The sequence below is a fragment of the Aeromonas sp. 130281 genome (genome assembly GCF_056642115.1).
On record NZ_JBWVQS010000003.1, the window covers coordinates 35,309 to 52,382 of the forward strand.

The window sequence follows — 17,074 nt, forward strand, 5'->3', positions numbered from 1 at the left end:
GAGGTAGAACATGGGAACTTCATTGCAACGCACTATGGCTCTGATTCCGCAAGGTAGTCTGGAAGGCTATATCCAAGCCGTCAACTCGATCCCCGTGCTGAGCGCGGAGGAAGAGCGTGAACTGGCGATGCGTTTGCAGCAGGGTGGCGATCTCGAGGCTGCCCGTCAGCTGGTCATGTCGCATCTGCGTTTTGTCGTTCACGTGGCCAAGAGCTACTCCGGCTATGGCCTGCCTCAGGCCGATCTGGTGCAGGAAGGCAACATCGGCCTGATGAAAGCCGTCAAGCGCTTCGACCCGAGTGTGGGCGTGCGTCTGGTCTCCTTCGCCGTGCACTGGATCAAGGCCGAGATCCACGAATATGTGCTGCGCAACTGGCGCATGGTCAAGGTGGCCACCACCAAGGCCCAGCGCAAGCTGTTCTTCAACCTGCGCAAGTCCAAGAAGCGTTTGGGCTGGCTGAACCACGAAGAGGTGCAGGCCGTTGCCGCGGATCTTGGGGTCTCTGCCGCCGACGTCACCGAGATGGAAGCGCGCATGAGCAACTACGATCAGGCCTTCGATCTGGTCGGTGACGATGAGGATGAAGGCGGCTTCGCCCCCGTCCATTATCTGGAAGACAAGTCTTCCGATCTGGCTGCCACCATAGAGAACGACAACTGGGACAGCCACGCCACCCGTCGCCTGAGCGCGGCCATGGCCACTCTGGACGAGCGCAGCCAGCACATCATCCGCGCCCGCTGGCTGGATGAGGAGAGCAAGACCACCTTGCAGGAGCTGGCAGATAACTACGGTGTGTCCGCCGAGCGTGTGCGTCAGCTTGAGAAGAACGCGCTCAAGAAGCTGAAGGATGCGATGGTCGCCTGAGGGCATTCACCGAGCCTGCGTCAGCTGAGTCAGCTGAGAAGAACGTACTCAAGAAGCTGAAAGACGCCATGGATGCCTGAGGGCATTCTCTTGTGGGAAACAGGGCCTGATGGCCCTGTTTTTGTTTCACCGGGATCTGGTCGGCCTTGCCTTGGTTACCCTTGTGTATGGTATGTTGCCGCCACTGCCACAGTTAGGGAGAGCAGAAGTGAAACTGTTGAACGACCTGTTTACCAATAACCGCGAGTGGGCGGAACGGATCAAGGCCGAAGATCCCAATTTCTTCGCTACCCTCTCCGCCCAGCAGGCCCCCGAGTACCTCTGGATCGGCTGCTCCGATAGCCGGGTTCCCGCCAACCAGCTGATGGGGCTGCTGCCGGGGGATGTCTTCGTCCACCGCAACGTCGCCAATCTGGTGGTACACACCGATTTCAACTGCCTCTCCGTGCTGCAATACGCGGTGGAGGTGCTCAAGGTGAAGCACATCATCGTCTGCGGCCACTACGGCTGCGGCGGCGTCAAGGCGGCGATGCAGAACCAGGAGCTGGGCCTCATCGACAACTGGCTGCGCAACATCAAGGATGTCTACTTCAAGTACGGCGAAGAGCTCGAAGCCATCGAGGATGAGCACGAGCGCTTCGACTACCTGTGCGAGCTGAACGTGGCCGAGCAGGTCGCCAACGTCTGCCACACCACCATCATCCAGAATGCCTGGCGCAAGGGGCAGGAGCTGGCGGTGCACGGCTGGATCTACGGCATCAAGGACGGTCTGCTGCACGATCTCGATCTCTGCATCAGCGGCCCTGACCAGATCCCGGATGTCTACCGCGCCTGGCCGGACATGCGTCCGCCTCACCGTCGTCGCTGAGGACCCCATTGGTGGCACCCGCTCTCTATCTGCAGATCAAACAGCACATCCTGGACGGGATCCGCGAGCGCCACTATCAGGCGGGCGACAGGATCCCGACCGAGGCCGCCCTGTGCGAGCAGTTTGCCGTGAGCCGGATGACGGTCAACAAGGCGCTGCGTGAACTGGTGGCCGAGGGCTGGCTCAATCGCACCGCCGGATCCGGCAGCTTCGTGGCGGACAGGCGTGCCGAGTCGCCGCTGCTGGCCATTCGCAACATCGCCGACGAGATAGCCGAGCGCGGCAGCCAGTACAGCGCCCGGGTGATCCGCCTGCAGCGCCAGGCTGCCGACGAGAAGGTGGCGGTGCGACTGGGTCTGCGGGTCGGGGCGCCCACCTTCCACAGCCTCATCGTCCATCAGGCCGATGGGGAGCCGCTGCAGCTGGAGGAGCGTTTCGTCGATGCCGAGCGCCTGCCTGGCTATGGCGAGCAGGACTTCACGAGGCAGACGCCGAACAGCTACCTGATGGAAGTCTGCCCGCTCTCCGAGATGGAGCATGTGGTGGAGGCGGTGCTGCCGAGCGCCGGCGAAGCGGGCTTGCTGCAGGTGAGGGTCGATACCCCCTGCCTGCTGCTGCATCGCCGCACCTGGTCGGATGGCTTTCTGGTCTCCTATGCCCGCCTGCTCTCGCCAGGCTCCCGCTACAAGCTGAGCTCCAAGACCCGATTGACTTAATTGTATATACATATTCTGTTTTGAAAGCCCACCCCTTGGTGGGCTTTTTTGTGCTTAAACTCTAATGAAACCGCTGTTATCAAGATGTGAACTTGATCCTTTCTTTCTCGTCAGAGATCGGCTATAAATTATTGTATATACATTTAGAGGTCGGTATGAACAAGGAACTGTTGAACTGCGAGCGGGTCTGGCTCAACGTGACACCCGCAACCCTGCGCCCCGATCTGGCGGACTACGGTCTGCTGGAACCCCATGCCCTCGGCGTACATGAGGGCAGGATCCACGCCCTGGTCCCCATGCAGGATCTCAAGGGGCCCCATCCCGCCCACTGGCGTGACATGAAGGGCAGGCTGGTGACTCCTGGCCTCATCGATTGCCACACCCACCTCATCTTTGCCGGCAGCCGGGCCGAGGAGTTCGAGCTGCGCCAGCAGGGCGTGCCCTACAGCGACATCGCCCGCAAGGGGGGTGGCATCCTCTCCACCGTGCGGGCCACCCGGGCCGCCAGCGAGGATCAGCTCTATGAGCTGGCGGTGCCGAGGATCAAGTCCCTGATCCGGGAGGGGGTCACCACGGTAGAGATCAAGTCAGGCTACGGCCTCACCCTGGCGGACGAGCTCAAGATGCTGCGGGTCGCCCGCCGGCTGGGGGAGGCGCTGCCGATCCGGGTCAAGACCACCCTGCTGGCGGCCCATGCTGTGCCGCCGGAATACCGCGACGATCCCGACTCCTGGGTCGAGACCATCTGCCAGGAGATCATCCCGGCGGCGGCCGAGGCGGGTCTGGCGGATGCGGTGGACGTCTTCTGCGAGCACATCGGCTTCTCCCTGGCCCAGACCGAGCAGGTCTATCTAGCGGCGGATCAATACAATCTCGCGGTAAAGGGGCACATGGAGCAGCTCTCCAACCTGGGGGGCAGCACCCTCGCCGCCAACTTCGGTGCCCTCTCGGTGGATCACCTGGAGTATCTGGATCAGGACGGGATCCAGGCGCTGGCCCACCGTGGCGTGGTTGCCACCCTGCTGCCTACCGCCTTCTATTTCCTGAAGGAGACCAAGCTGCCGCCGGTCGCCGCCCTGCGCAAGGCGGGCGTGCCCATGGCGGTCTCCTCCGACATCAATCCTGGCACGGCGCCCATCGTCTCCCTGCGCATGGCCATGAACATGGCCTGCACCCTGTTCGGCCTGACGCCGGTTGAGGCCATGGCCGGGGTGACCCGCCACGCCGCCCGGGCGCTCGGCGAGCAGGAGCGTCTGGGACAGCTGAGAGTGGGCATGCAGGCCGATTTTCTGATCTGGAATTGCGCTCACCCCTCCGAGATCAGCTACCTGATCGGGGTCGATCAGCTGGTCAGCCGGGTACTCAACGGGGAGGAGACGCTCCATGGATAAGTTCAACATGGCCGACATGTCGCTCTGGCAGGGACGCCAGGATCCGGAAGATGGTGAACTGGCCCTGCGCTGGCACGACAAGGTGCAACCCTGGCAAGCCGACAGCGAGCCCGGCGTGGTGCTGCTCGGTTTTGCCTGTGACGAAGGGGTGCGCCGCAACAAGGGGCGGGTCGGTGCCGCCGCGGCCCCGCTGGCGGTGCGCAAGCTGCTGGCCAATACCGCCTGGCATCTGGGCCGACCCGTCCATGACGGCGGCGATCTGGCCTGCGAGGACGGCGATCTCGATGCCGCCCACGACCGGCTGGCGGAGCGGGTCGCCCGTGCGCTGGATCTGGGTCACTTCCCCCTGGTGCTGGGGGGCGGCCACGAGATGGCGTTTGGCAGCTGGAGTGGCCTCAATCGCCATCTGGGCGGCAAGGGCCGGGTCGGCATCATCAACTTCGATGCCCACTTCGATCTGCGCATGAAGCTGGAGCAGGCAAGCTCGGGCACCCCCTTCTTCCAGATCGCCGAGCAGTGCGCCGCCCAGGGTACAGCGTTTCATTACGCCTGCCTCGGGGTGGCGGAGACCGCCAACACGGCGGCGCTCTTTGCCCGCGCCGAGGCGCTGGGAGTCTGGCACGTGCTGGACGAGGCGATGACGCCGGCTGAGCTGCCAGCCTTGCTCAACGGGCTGGATGCCTTTATCGCCCGTTGCGACCACCTCTACCTCACCATCGATCTCGACGTGCTGCCGGCGGCGGTGATGCCGGGAGTGAGCGCTCCCGCCGCCCGCGGCGTGGAGCTGGCGGTCATCGAACCCCTGATCGCCCATATCCGGGCCAGCGGCAAGCTCAGGCTCGCCGATCTGGCCGAGTACAACCCGAGTCTGGATCTGGACAACCGCAGCGCCCGCGTGGCCGCCCGGCTGGTCCATCAACTAACCAAGTAGTCGGCCGACTCGCCAGGGGGCACTGTGCCCTCGCATGGCGGCTGCATTGATAAACAAGGAGTGTCTATGTCTGTGCAACACCAGGATCCCCGTCACGACCCGAGCCGGGTCATTCGCGCCCCCCGTGGCACCGAGTTGACCGCCAAGAGCTGGTTGACCGAGGCGCCCCTGCGGATGCTGATGAACAACCTGGATCCGGAAGTGGCCGAGCATCCCCAGTCCCTGGTGGTCTATGGCGGCATCGGCCGCGCCGCCCGCAACTGGGCCTGCTACGACAAGATCGTCGAGGTGCTGACCCGTCTCGAGGACGACCAGACCCTGTTGGTGCAATCCGGCAAGCCGGTCGGGGTGTTCCAGACCCACAAGGACGCGCCCCGGGTGCTGATCGCCAACTCCAACCTGGTGCCCCACTGGGCCAACTGGGAGCACTTCAACGAACTCGATAAGAAGGGTTTGATGATGTACGGCCAGATGACCGCCGGCTCCTGGATCTACATCGGCACCCAGGGGATAGTGCAGGGCACCTACGAGACCTTCTTCGCGGTGGCCAACCAGCACTTCAACGGGTCGCCTGCGGGGCGCTGGATCCTGACTGGCGGTCTGGGTGGCATGGGCGGTGCCCAGCCCCTGGCCGCCACCATGGCCGGCTTCTCCATGATCGCCGTGGAGTGCGACGAGACCCGCATCGATTTTCGCTTGAAGACCCGCTACGTCGACAAGAAGGCTCATAGCCTGGATGAGGCGCTGGCCATGGTCGAGGAGGCCAAGCAGAACGGCACCGCCGTCTCCGTCGGCCTGCTCGGCAACGCCGCCGACGTCTTCGCCGAACTGGTGGCCCGCGGCATCACCCCGGACGTGGTGACCGACCAGACCTCTGCCCACGACCCGATCCATGGCTACTTGCCGCAAGGGTGGAGCGTCGCCCAGTGGCGCGAGCTGCAAAAATCCGCGCCCCAGGAGGTGAACCAGGCGGCTCGTCACTCCATGGCCCGCCAGGTGGAAGCCATGCTGACCCTGCAATCCCGTGGCGCCGCCACGCTCGATTATGGCAACAATATCCGCCAGATGGCGCTGGAGGAGGGGGTGAAAAACGCCTTCGACTTCCCCGGCTTCGTCCCGGCCTACATTCGTCCGCTGTTCTGCGAGGGCATTGGCCCCTTCCGCTGGGTGGCTCTGTCCGGTGATCCGGAAGACATCTACAAGACCGACCAGAAGGTGAAGGAGCTGATCCCGGACGATCCCCACCTGCACAACTGGCTCGACATGGCCCGCGAGCGCATCGCCTTCCAGGGCCTGCCAGCGCGGATCTGCTGGGTCGGGGTCAAGGATAGAGTACGCCTGGGCCTCGCCTTCAACGAGATGGTGAAGAACGGCGAGCTGAAGGCGCCGGTTGTGATTGGCCGCGACCACCTGGACTCCGGTTCGGTGGCGAGCCCGAACCGCGAGACCGAATCCATGATGGACGGCTCCGACGCCGTTTCCGACTGGCCGCTGCTCAACGCCCTGCTCAACACCGCCGGCGGTGCGACCTGGGTCTCCCTGCACCACGGTGGTGGTGTCGGCATGGGCTTCTCCCAGCACTCCGGCGTGGTGATCGTCTGTGACGGCACCGATGATGCCGCCAAGCGGGTCGGCCGTGTGCTGCGCAACGACCCGGCCACCGGGGTGATGCGTCACGCCGACGCCGGCTACGAGATTGCCATCAACTGTGCCCATGAGGCGAAACTGGATCTGCCGATGATCGACGCGACCGGCAAAGGGGTGAAATAAGATGTTCGAACTCAATCTGCAACCGGGCAAGCTCTGCCTCGCCACCCTGCGCCGCGTCAGCCGCGAGCCTGTGCATGTCAGCCTGGATCCGGCCGCCCTGGCGGGGATCCACGCCTCCGCCGCCGTGGTCACCAAGGTGATAGAGCAAAACCGGGTGGTCTACGGCATCAACACCGGCTTTGGCCTGCTGGCCAACACCCGGATCCCGGTGGAGCAGCTGGACGAGCTGCAACGCTCCATCGTGCTCTCCCATGCGGCAGGGATTGGCGAGTATATGGATGACGCCACCGTGCGGCTGATGATGGTGCTCAAGGTCAACTCCCTGGCCCGCGGCTTCTCCGGCATTCGGCTGACGGTGCTCGAGGCCCTGATGCGCCTCATCAACACCGAAGTCTATCCGGTGGTGCCGAAGAAGGGCTCCGTCGGCGCCTCCGGCGATCTGGCGCCCCTGGCCCATATGAGCTGCCTGCTGATAGGTGAAGGCAAGGCCCGCCACAAGGGCGAGCTGATCGACGCCGCCACTGCGCTCAAGATTGCCGGGCTCGAGCCCATCGCCCTGGCACCCAAAGAGGGGCTGGCCCTGCTCAACGGCACCCAGGCCAGCACGGCGTTCGCGCTGGAAGGCTTGTTCCATGCCGAGGATCTGTTCGCCGGAGCCATCACCATAGGCGCCATGAGCGTGGAGGCGGCCCTCGGCAGCCGCCGTCCGTTCGATGCCCGCATCCACGAGGTGCGCGGCCAGCGCGGCCAGATCGACGCCGCCGCCTGCTATCGCCACCTGCTGGTGGATGGCAGCGAGATCGGCATGTCCCACCACAACTGCGAGAAGGTGCAGGATCCCTACTCCCTGCGCTGCCAACCCCAGGTGATGGGGGCCTGTCTGGCCCAGATCCGCCACGCCGCCGAGGTGCTGGTGTGCGAGGCCAATGCGGTCTCCGACAACCCCCTGGTGTTCGCCGAGGACGAGGAGATCCTCTCCGGCGGCAACTTCCACGCAGAGCCGGTGGCCTTCGCCGCCGACAACCTGGCCCTGGCCATCGCCGAGATCGGGTCGCTGTCCGAGCGGCGCATGGCGCTGCTGATCGATTCCCGCATGTCGGGCCTGCCCGCCTTCCTGGTCAACAATGGGGGCGTCAACTCCGGCTTCATGATTGCCCAGGTCACCTCGGCGGCGCTGGCCTCCGAGAACAAGACCCTGGCGCACCCGGCCTCGGTGGACAGCCTGCCCACCTCCGCCAACCAGGAGGACCACGTCTCCATGGCCACCTTCGCCGGTCGCCGTCTGGCGGACATGGCGGAGAACACCCGCGGCATACTGGCGGTCGAGCTGCTCGCCGCCGCCCAGGGCCTGGACTTCCGCGCGCCCCTGCGCAGCACCGAGCTCATCGAGCTGGCCAAGGGGCGACTGCGTGAAGAGGTCAGCTTCTACGACAAGGACAGGTACTTCTCGCCGGACATCGAGGCCGCCGCCGCCCTGCTGGGCGCCGCCAGCTACAACGATCTGATCCCGGCCGGGGTGCTGCCCAGCCTCTAAGCGGTTATCCGCCCATAACAAAAGACCGCCCAATGGGCGGTCTTTTCGTTTCTGGCGTTGGTTGGACGCAGTTATTCGTGCTCGAACATCAGGAACAGATAAACGACGAACAACACCGGGGTGAGTGCTGGCGCCGGCTATTCGTGTTCAAACATCAGGAACAGATAAACGACAAACAGCACCAGATGGGTGGCGCCATGGAGCACATTGGTGCGGCCGCTGCTGAAGGTCACCTTGCACACCATGAGAGTGGTGATGAGCAGCACCATGTCGGCAGGGGAGAGGCCGAGGCGCACTTCCTGACCCATCAGGGCGCCGATGAAGAGCACAGAGGGCACCGTCAGGGCTATGGTGGCCAGCACGGATCCGAAGTAGAGGTTCATGGCGCGCTGCAGCTGGTTGTTGAAGGCGGCCTTGATGGCGCCGACCGCCTCGGGGGCCAGCACTATACAGGCCACGATGAAGCCGCCCAGGGCCGCCGGGGCCTCCATCACATGGACCCCGTAGTTGATGGGGATGGCCAGGGTCTTGGCCAGCAGGATCACCACCACCAGGTAGGCGAGCAGCAGCAGGGTGTGATAGACGTTGCTCTGCAGCGGGCCGTGGTGTTCCTCGTGATCCTCATGGTCGCTGTCGACGAAGAAGTGGCTGTGGCTGCGGGTCTGGATCAGCAGGAAGACGCCATAGAGCAGGATGGAAATGATGATCAGCATCCATGACATGGCCTTGGAGAGCCCGCCCAGGGTGCCGCCCTGGGTGAAGTTCGGCAACACCAGGCAGAGCAGGGCCAGGGGAATGATGGCCACCAGATAGGATTTGACCCCGTCCAGATTGAAGTTCTGGGTGTGATAGCGCCAGCCGCCAAACAGCAGGGTGAAGCCAACCAGCCCGGTGCTCACCAGCATCACCACGGCGAACATGGTATCGCGGGCCATGGTGGGGTTGGGCTCGCCGGTCAGCATCACGGAGGAGATCATCACCACTTCCAGGGAGATGACCGACAGGGTCAGGATCAGGGTGCCGAACGGTTCGCCCAGCTTGATGGCCAGGGCGTCGGAGTGACGCACGACGGAGAAGATGGCCCAGGTGACGATGGCGAGCAGGGCCAGTGACACCGGCAGGTAGACCGCAAGGGGGGTTGCTTCTGTCAGCAGGTCGCTGCCCAGGGTCTTGAAGAAGAGCAGGGTCAGCAGGCCGACGGGCAGGGCAATCTCTTGCCGGATAAATGACTTCATAGGCAGTGGTTCTCATCTCGGGGCGGCCGTGGCCGACGGGTAGGGAGACAGCAGGTCGCGCCGCCGGGGTGGCGCGCCAGTTCATGATAAAGGGAGTTGTCCCGTCAGAGGAGGATCATTTTGTTGCAAAAGATGAGGATTCCCGGGCGGGGACCCTGAGGTTTCTTTCTCATTGCCCGCCTGGCTGGCTCTGCCGCCATGCCAGCAGCCAGATCTTCAGCTTGGTCAGGGCCATGGGTCTGGCATAGACATAACCCTGGATCAGGTGGACCCCATGGCGGTGCAGGTAGTCGACCTGTTCCTGGGTCTCGACCCCCTCGGCGATCATCTCCATGCCTGATTCGTGGCCAAAGGCGATGGTGGCGTCCAGCACGCTGCGCTTGAGGTCGTCCGTGCCTATGGTGTCGACGAACATCTTGTCGATCTTGATCTGGCGGATGCCGAGGCGCTGCAGGTAGGCGAAGCCGCCATAACCTGTGCCGAAGTCATCCAGCTTGAAGTGATACCCCTTCTCCTGCAGCAGCGCTATCTCCCCCATGGCCGCCTTGATATCGGTGATCGGCTTGCGCTCGGTCAGCTCGAAAGTGAGCCTGGCCGGTGAGGGCCAGTCGTGGCGCTGCAACAGGGGCCGCAGATGGGGTTGCTCCAGGTGGGCGGCCACTATGTTGACGCTGACCCACTGGGTCGGCTCCAGCCAGGGCAGATCCGCGATGACCCGCTCCAGCAGTTGCTCCGTCATGGGCAGGATCAGCCCCTGCTCCTCCGCATAGTCGATGAAGGTGCCTGGGGGCACCAGCTCCCGACCCCGCTGCCAGCGCAGCAGCGCCTCGAAACCGACCACCTTCTTGCTGCGGCTGTCCACTATGGGCTGATAGAAGGGGACGAACTCGCGCCGCACCAGGGCTGCCTGCAGCAGTCCCTTGAGGGAGCGGCGATAGTTGCGCAGCACCCAGTAGGCGGCGACCAGCAGAAGTCCCAGTGCGCCGCCATACAGGAGGCCATAGTGGCGGGCCTGCCGCTTCGCATACTCCTCCAGCGCCTTGCCCGCCCACAGGGTTTGCCTGATGTGGGTGTCTGGCGTAAAGAAACTCAGGCTCTGGCTGCTCTTGTCCTTCTTGATGGCGCTGTCCCCACGGGAAAATGGCTGCGTGATGCCGTCAGGGTGTTGCTGGCCAAACTCGAAATAGAAACAGCCTGGGCAGGGAGATTGCAGCAGATCGTGGCTCCAGCTGTTGTTCAGCACCCAGTAGGCGATATTGCCGCCCTGCCTGAAATAGGCGACCAGCTCCTGCTCTGTGTTGAAGCGGGCCTGGGTGGCCGCGAGGCCAAACTGCTCCGGTTCGGGGTAGGGGGGCAGCGAGACGGTGGCGAGGGGAAGATCCTCCCCCAGACTGGAACAGCCGCCGCCGGAGGCGAGGATGAGGCCCTGCAGCCGGATGTGGCGGCTGTAGAAACGGGGATCCCGCAACAGGGCCATGTCTGCGGGGCCGCAATCGAAGGCGAAGCTGGACAGTTGGGCGCGAATGCTCTGGTCCAGCTCATCGTGGCGCTCCGCCAGCGCGGCCTCTATCTGCGCCTTCTTCTCCTGCAACAGATGGTGGGCCAGGGGATTGCCCAGCAGCTGGCTGAGGGGCAGGCTCGCCAGCACGGGCAGGCAGAGCAGCAGCAGACTGATCCAGAAGGGAGACGCTCGTCGCAAGGGGTACCTGCCTGATGGGTGCATGGGATACAAATGGATGGCAACATCATAGCATTAGCTGCATCGATTTGAGTCGTATCGGTCACACTTGGAACAACATTCATAATGCATTGATAAACAACAATATGACAAAACGAGTGGTGAAGATTCAATCGCTGACCTGTCATAAATGACAATTGTCCAGCTTATCTGAAATGGCTAGAGTAGCGGTGCGGTTTGACTCACCGTGTGTTCAATACTCCTGTATCTATTTTTGTCAGTAGCACAGAGTGTTAGTTTTGATATGAGTGTTTCTTTTGGTCCCCGCAGTGGGACCATTTTTCTGTCCGCTGCCCAGCCGGCTGCCCGATTTTCTCCTCCCCCCGAGTCTCTTCCTTCACCAGCGGTCACCCCCAGCCATGAGCGGCCCTGACGCTTATTTGCAGAAGCGGGATCTGCAACCATAGGCGGGGTTTGGCCAAGGCTGATACCATGAGGCCTTATGGATGCTGTCGGCTACGGAAAGGCACATGAAACTGACCACTCAACTCGTCTCCTTTATTACGCTGTGCGTGATCGCGGCCATGGCCGTGGTGATGCTCGGCGGGGTCTTCAGTTTCCGCCAGATGGGGATGGAGCTGCAGCAAAACCGGGTCGACTCCCTGGTGGAGATCATCGACAAGCAACTGGGGGTGACCGACGATCAGCAGGCCCTTGCCCGCTGGCTGCCCTCCCTGCTGCGGGCCTCCCACGTGGTCGAGCTGGAGATCCGCCAGGATAGCCAGCGGGTCTACTGGTTTCGCGATGTGCAGCAGCAGACGGACGAGAGTCTGCTGATCCCCTACAGCAAGGCCATTCCAAATCAGGCCGGCATGCAGGCCGAGTTCAAGCTGGACAGGCCCTTCAAGGAGTTCGAGTACTCCATGCAGGCCATGTTCGGCATCTCCCTCGGGGTCTTCATCGTGGTGTTCGGCCTCTGGTACTCCATCCGCTGGCTGCGCCAGCAGTTGCGCGGTGCCGAGCTGCTGGCGGAGCGGGCCCAGCTGATCCTGGATGGCAAGCTCACCAAGCTGGCCCATGATCCCGCCGACGAATGGCCCCTCTCCGCCAGCCAGGCCCTCACCCATCTGCTGGCCGAACTGGCCGATGCCCGCAAGGAGCGCAGCCGGTTCGACAACTTCATCCGCAGCAACGCCTTCGTCGACAAGACAACCGGCATAGGCAACCGCCTCTTCTTCGACAACCGGCTGGAAAACGCCATCATGGAGGCGAGCGTGATCAGCGGCGGTGTCCTGCTGATCGAGCTGGCCGGCCTGGAGGAGCTGGATCCCGAGCTGAGCGGGCGCCCGAGCCAGGATCTGCTGATGGAGGCGAGTGCCTCCATCAGTGCCTTCGTGCGCAAGCACAGTGGTGCCCTGCAGGCCCGCTACGCCGGCCAGGTCTTTGCCGTGCTGCTGCCCAACATGTCCGAGAGCGAGATGGTGGACGGCGCCAGCCAGCTGCTCAAGAGCCTGCAACGGCTGCACTGGCCCGAGTCGGTCAATCTGGACACGGCCGTCTACCTCGGAGCCGTCTGCTACCAGGCAGAGGACTCCCTGCTCAAGGTGCAGGAAGAGGCCGAGCTGGCCCTCAAGAGCGCGCGCCTGCAGGGCCACAGCGGCTGGTTCCTCTACGAGAAGTCTCTGGACGAGGAGGCGAGCAACAAGGGGACGGTGCGCTGGCGCACCCTGATCAACCGCCGCATCGAGGAGCAGGGGATCTCCTTCTATCTGCAGCCGGTGCAGCAGGAGCGGGATCAGGTGGTGCTACAACAGGAGCTGCTGATCCGCCTCCATGACGAGCAGGGGCGGGAGCTGCAGGCGGGGGTCTTCATGCCCATGGCGGAGAAGGCCGGCCTGCTGCTGCCCCTGGACCGGCTGGTGGTCACCCAGACCCTGCGCCTGCTGCGCCAGCGACCGGAGTCGAGCTGCCCCGTCAGCCTCTCCCTCAGCGCCCAGAACCTGCTCAACCGGGAGTTCCAGCGGGAGCTCTTCTTCGAGCTGTTCCAGCTGCCGCGCAGCATCAATGAGGGGCTGATCCTGCAACTGTCCGAATCCCAGGTGACCCGTCACTACGAGGCGCTCAAGCGGCCGCTGCGGGCACTGCGCATGCTGGGGTGCCGACTGACCATCGATCATGCCGGCCAGGATGTGGTGAGCACCCAGTACATCAAGGAGTTCGAGATCCACTTCCTCAAGCTGCACCCCAGCCTGGTGCGGGAGATCCACCTGCGTCAGGTCAACCAGATGGCGGTGCGCAGCCTGGTGGGGGGCTGTGCCAATACCCAGACCCGGGTGATCGCGGTGGGGGTGGAGAGCGGCGACGAGTGGAAGATGCTGCGTCACCTCGGGGTACACGCGGGCCAGGGGCCCTGGTTCGCCGAACCAGAGCGGCTGGTGATGCCCATATGACGGAGCCTGCCCGCGTCTAGGAGTCTGCCTGCGGGTCGCCCCAAGGGCGAGTGAATGATCCTGGCTTACAGCCTGCCCTGCTCCCGCAAGCCCGCCAGCCCCTGCAGGCCGCCGGTGTGGATGAAGACCACCTGGCTGCCGCGGGGGATCCGGCCCGCGGCCAGCTCCCGAAACAGTCCCCACATCGCCTTGCCACTGTAGATGGGCTCAAGCGGCAGCCCTGTGTGGGCGCTGAAGGCCTGCACCCATTGCCACAGGGCCGGGCTGAATTTGGCGTAACCGCCGTCGTGGTGATCCAGGGCTATCCGCCAGTTGCCGGTCGTCGCCGCTGCCGGGTTGAGCCGGCACACCTCATCGTGGAGGAAGGCGCCCCCCTTGAGCACGGCGATGGCGAGGATCTGCTCCCTTTCCCGCTTGCCCGCGATGAGTCCCGCCAGGGTGCCGCCGCTGGCGCAGGGCAGTACCCAGAGATCCGGCGAGAAGGGCACCTCGGCCACCAGCTCGGCCACCCCCGGGATGGCGAGCGGGCTGCTGCCCCCTTCCGGCACTATCAGGGTGTCCGGTGCCTCGAACCGGGCCAGCCAGTCCGGATCCTGGCGCCGCCGATAGCTCTGGCGGTCGACGAAAACGAGATCCATGCCCCAGCCTCTGGCCGCACTCAGGGTTGCGTTGCTGACGGTGTCGGCTTCACCGCGTATGATGCCCGTGGTGCGCAGCCCGGACCTGAGTCCGGCCGCCGCCAGGGCGTGGATGTGATTGGAGTAGGCCCCCCCAAACGACAGCAGGTGGGTCTTGCCCTGCTCCTGCGCCTGTTGCAGATGGTACTTGAGCTTGCGCCACTTGTTGCCGGAGAGGGTCGGGTGGATCAGATCATCCCGCTTGCACCAGAGCCGCACGCCCTGAGCATCCAGCAGGGGGTGGTGAACGGGGTGCAGGGGCGAGGGGATCCGATCGGGGTCCAGGATGGCATCCCCGGAGGACGCCAGGGTGGCGGTCAATGCATCGTTTGTCATAAATATGGAGGCTAATAGCCTGTTTATGTTAAGGTTTAGTCCGTTTCATACAGCCAGGTCCGGGTCTAGATGAAGTCACTTTTCCGACGTTCGCCCCCCAGCCATCAGGTGGGACTCCTGCTGGCCAGCGATCGCATCCTGCTGGCTTGTGTGGAACCCGTCCCCATCTTTACCAGCCGCGCCATCAATGGCCCCCACGACTGGCCCAAGGCCATGGGGGAGCTGTTTGCCCAGCATGGACTGGCCAAGTCTAAGGTGCGGGTGGCCCTGGCCGCCAGCCTTTATCAGCAGATCCAGATCGACAAGCCCGCCGTGCCCGACGCCGAGATGGCGGGGGCCCTGCCCTGGGCCATCAAGGATTTCGTCAACGAACCCGTGTTGCAGCTCGCCATGGACTATGTGGATCTGCCGACCCCCCCTGCGGGTCGACCACGAATCAACGTGATCTGCGTTCCCAAGAGCCGGGTGCAGCAGCTGGCGGACGCGGTCAACGGCGTGGCGACCCTGGAGGCCATCGTCAGCGACGAGCTGGCCATGACGGCCCTCTACGAGGCGGATCAGACGGTGCGCATGCTGCTCTGGCAGCCCAGGGGGCAGGAGTTGCAACTGCTGGTCTTTTATAGGGGAGGCCTCTGCTTCTCGCGCCCGCTGCGCGGGTTCGTCAGCCTCACCGGGGCCCATGAGCCCGATCAGGGGATGCTCGACGGGCTGGCGCTGGAGATCCAGCGCTCCCTCGACTACCTGGCGGGCCAGCTCAAGCTGCCGGAGCCGGGCCAGATGCAGCTCGCCATCGGCTCCCCCTTCATCGGCACCCTGGTGCGCCACCTGGAGCAGGCGTTCGGCTTCCCTGTCTCCGCCATGGCCAACAAGGCGGTACTGGCCGGAGTTGAATACCTCTGCGCCTATGGTGCGGCCCTGGGAGGTGAGCGATGAGCCGGATTGCTGACGCCATCCTCCACACCGCCATGGCCAACAAGGCGGTACTGGCCGGCGTCGAATACCTCTGTGCCTATGGTGCAGCCTTGGGCGGGAGCGAAAGATGAAACACCATATCAACCTCTATGGCGCCGAATTCAGGCCGAGGCGCCTGTGGGCCAGCCTCAATCAGATGGCCCTGGTCTGGGGCGGCTGCCTGCTGCTGCTGGTTGCGGCCACCTTTTTCTATGGCTGGCAACAGCGGGGCGTCGATCGCGAGCTGGCCCAGGTGCGTGCGCTGCTCGATGTGCAGCGCGGCGAGGCAACACGGCTCGATGCCGCCCTGGCGCGCCATCAGGCGGACGGTCAGCTGCAACAGCAGCTGGTCGACAAGCGCGAGGAGCTGGCTGCCAAGCAGGCGCTGATACGCCAGCTCGGCAGCCTCTCCCTGCAAAAATCCCAGGGCTACGCCAGCGTGATGGCGGATCTGGCCCGTCTGCGGGATGCCCGCCTCTCCCTGCAACGGATCGAAATAAGTGACGGGCGCATCAACCTCTCCGGGGTGGCCGAGCGCAGTCAGGATGTACCCGCCTGGGTGAACCGCTTCAAGCAGACTCCGTCCCTGGCGGGCAAGCAGTTTGGCGAGCTGACCCTGAGTCGGGACAAGGCAGGCCAGCTGGCCTTCCAGCTCAGCGGCATAGCACGGGAGACCCCATGATGGAGGTGACGGCACAGTGGCGGGCCTGGGCACAGAGTGTGGCCGCCCTCAGCCTGCGGGAGCGGGTCTTGATCCTGCTGACGGGCATCATCTTGCTGGGGGCAGCCGGGATCTACGGCTGGCTGGATGCCGCCGACACCCGGTTGAGCCAGGAGCGGCAGGCGCTGACGGCGGCGCAGCGGGATCTGGAGATCCTGACCCTGGAGAATCAGGGCAAGCAGGCCCGGCTGGGGCGGGATCCCAACGCCCAGGTGCGCCAGCAGCTGGCTGGCGTGGAGGCGTCCCTCGGTCGGCTGGACGCCGAGCTCAAGGCCCAGACGGTGGATCTGATCCCGGCCCACGAGATGCCGGCCGTGCTGGAAGCCCTGTTGTCTCGCTCCGCCAACCTGCATATGCTGGCGCTCACCTCCCTCAAGCCCGAGCCGCTGATGGCCGGCGAGCAGAAGGCCAACCTGTTCAAGCACGGGATCCGGCTCCAGCTGGAGGGGGGCTATTTCGATGTCTACCAGTACCTGAAGGCGCTGGAGGCACTGCCCCGCCACTTCTACTGGAAAGGGTTCGACTACAGGGTGGTCGAGCATCCCAAGGCGGCGGTGGAGATGGAGATCTACACCCTGAGCACCAGCAAGGAGTTCATTCGTGGCTAAGTGGCTGACATTGTTGTGCTGCCTGCTGGGCCCGCTGGCCCAGGCGGAGGTGTTGCAGGATCCGACCGCCCCCCTGGCCGGCAGCGGCGCGGTGGCGAGCCCGAGCAAGGGGGCCGGTCTGCCCAGGTTGCAGAGCGTCATCCTGGGCAACGGACCGGCGCTGGCGGTGCTCGATGGTCAGAGCTATCGGGTGGGCCAGCGGATCGACGGTTTCCTGCTGGTGGGCATCAGCGCCGATGCCGTGGTACTGGAGAAGGCGGGCAAGCGTCAGACACTGACCCTGTTTGGCAGCAAGATCCGGATGTGAAGTCGGTTCCGCGCGGGATGCCGCGGGCCAGGTTTG

The 17,074-nt window shown here is 64.3% G+C and carries 15 protein-coding genes; 12 read left to right on the forward strand and 3 right to left on the reverse strand.

Annotated features, from left to right (window positions below):
• Positions 1 to 10: 10 nt before the first annotated feature.
• The 7 genes from rpoH to hutH all read left to right on the forward strand — a co-directional run bounded on the left by rpoH (position 11) and on the right by hutH (position 8,075).
• On the forward strand, positions 11 to 865 hold the full coding sequence (gene rpoH, locus AC1IN8_RS10025) for an RNA polymerase sigma factor RpoH (RefSeq protein WP_139439251.1): 855 nt from the start codon (positions 11 to 13) through the stop codon (positions 863 to 865).
• 208 nt (positions 866 to 1,073) lie between these two features.
• Positions 1,074 to 1,733, forward strand: a complete 660-nt coding sequence (gene can / locus AC1IN8_RS10030) for a carbonate dehydratase (protein WP_042076162.1) — start codon at positions 1,074 to 1,076, stop codon at positions 1,731 to 1,733.
• A gap of 11 nt (positions 1,734 to 1,744) precedes the next feature.
• On the forward strand, positions 1,745 to 2,449 hold the full coding sequence (gene hutC, locus AC1IN8_RS10035; RefSeq protein ID WP_139439250.1) for a histidine utilization repressor: 705 nt from the start codon (positions 1,745 to 1,747) through the stop codon (positions 2,447 to 2,449).
• 155 nt (positions 2,450 to 2,604) lie between these two features.
• Positions 2,605 to 3,840, forward strand: a complete 1,236-nt coding sequence (gene hutI, locus AC1IN8_RS10040) for an imidazolonepropionase (protein WP_202047779.1) — start codon at positions 2,605 to 2,607, stop codon at positions 3,838 to 3,840.
• On the forward strand, positions 3,833 to 4,771 hold the full coding sequence (hutG, locus tag AC1IN8_RS10045; protein ID WP_479758783.1) for a formimidoylglutamase: 939 nt from the start codon (positions 3,833 to 3,835) through the stop codon (positions 4,769 to 4,771). Before hutI ends, hutG begins: the two co-directional genes overlap by 8 nt.
• Positions 4,772 to 4,837: 66 nt before the next feature.
• Entirely contained in the window at positions 4,838 to 6,541 is a 1,704-nt protein-coding gene (gene hutU / locus AC1IN8_RS10050) for a urocanate hydratase (protein ID WP_429161991.1), read from the forward strand.
• Position 6,542: 1 nt separating this feature from the next.
• Positions 6,543 to 8,075: a histidine ammonia-lyase gene (hutH, locus tag AC1IN8_RS10055; RefSeq protein WP_043131319.1), complete on the forward strand. Its 1,533-nt coding sequence runs from the start codon at positions 6,543 to 6,545 to the stop codon at positions 8,073 to 8,075.
• A 137-nt stretch (positions 8,076 to 8,212) separates the two neighbouring features.
• Here the strand turns inward: hutH and AC1IN8_RS10060 are convergent, their stop codons facing one another.
• Together AC1IN8_RS10060 and AC1IN8_RS10065 are read right to left on the reverse strand one after the other, a co-directional pair.
• Positions 8,213 to 9,310: a calcium:cation antiporter gene (locus tag AC1IN8_RS10060; protein WP_139439246.1), complete on the reverse strand. Its 1,098-nt coding sequence runs from the start codon at positions 9,308 to 9,310 to the stop codon at positions 8,213 to 8,215.
• A 169-nt stretch (positions 9,311 to 9,479) separates the two neighbouring features.
• Positions 9,480 to 11,009, reverse strand: coding sequence for an EAL domain-containing protein (locus tag AC1IN8_RS10065; protein ID WP_404837583.1), 1,530 nt, complete (start codon positions 11,007 to 11,009; stop codon positions 9,480 to 9,482).
• Positions 11,010 to 11,518: 509 nt separating this feature from the next.
• Between AC1IN8_RS10065 and AC1IN8_RS10070 the strand changes: the two genes are divergently transcribed.
• Positions 11,519 to 13,438: an EAL domain-containing protein gene (locus AC1IN8_RS10070; RefSeq protein ID WP_479758784.1), complete on the forward strand. Its 1,920-nt coding sequence runs from the start codon at positions 11,519 to 11,521 to the stop codon at positions 13,436 to 13,438.
• A gap of 65 nt (positions 13,439 to 13,503) precedes the next feature.
• On the opposite strand, the gene AC1IN8_RS10075 is transcribed toward AC1IN8_RS10070, so the two are convergent.
• A complete protein-coding gene (locus AC1IN8_RS10075; RefSeq protein ID WP_479758785.1) occupies positions 13,504 to 14,451 on the reverse strand; it encodes a 1-aminocyclopropane-1-carboxylate deaminase/D-cysteine desulfhydrase in 948 nt (315 codons plus the stop codon).
• 69 nt (positions 14,452 to 14,520) lie between these two features.
• On the opposite strand from AC1IN8_RS10075, the gene AC1IN8_RS10080 reads away from it, so the two are divergent.
• The 4 genes from AC1IN8_RS10080 to AC1IN8_RS10095 all read left to right on the forward strand — a co-directional run bounded on the left by AC1IN8_RS10080 (position 14,521) and on the right by AC1IN8_RS10095 (position 17,038).
• Positions 14,521 to 15,384, forward strand: a complete 864-nt coding sequence (locus AC1IN8_RS10080) for a type IV pilus biogenesis protein PilM (protein ID WP_247627407.1) — start codon at positions 14,521 to 14,523, stop codon at positions 15,382 to 15,384.
• Positions 15,385 to 15,490: 106 nt separating this feature from the next.
• A complete protein-coding gene (locus tag AC1IN8_RS10085) occupies positions 15,491 to 16,084 on the forward strand; it encodes a PilN domain-containing protein (protein WP_319912325.1) in 594 nt (197 codons plus the stop codon).
• Complete coding sequence (locus tag AC1IN8_RS10090) at positions 16,084 to 16,731, forward strand: MSHA biogenesis protein MshJ (protein ID WP_479758923.1); 648 nt, start codon at positions 16,084 to 16,086, stop codon at positions 16,729 to 16,731. Before AC1IN8_RS10085 ends, AC1IN8_RS10090 begins: the two co-directional genes overlap by 1 nt.
• Positions 16,724 to 17,038 (forward strand): SctD/MshK family protein, encoded by a 315-nt coding sequence (locus tag AC1IN8_RS10095; protein WP_479758786.1) that lies wholly within the window; start codon positions 16,724 to 16,726, stop codon positions 17,036 to 17,038. Before AC1IN8_RS10090 ends, AC1IN8_RS10095 begins: the two co-directional genes overlap by 8 nt.
• Positions 17,039 to 17,074 lie beyond the last annotated feature (36 nt).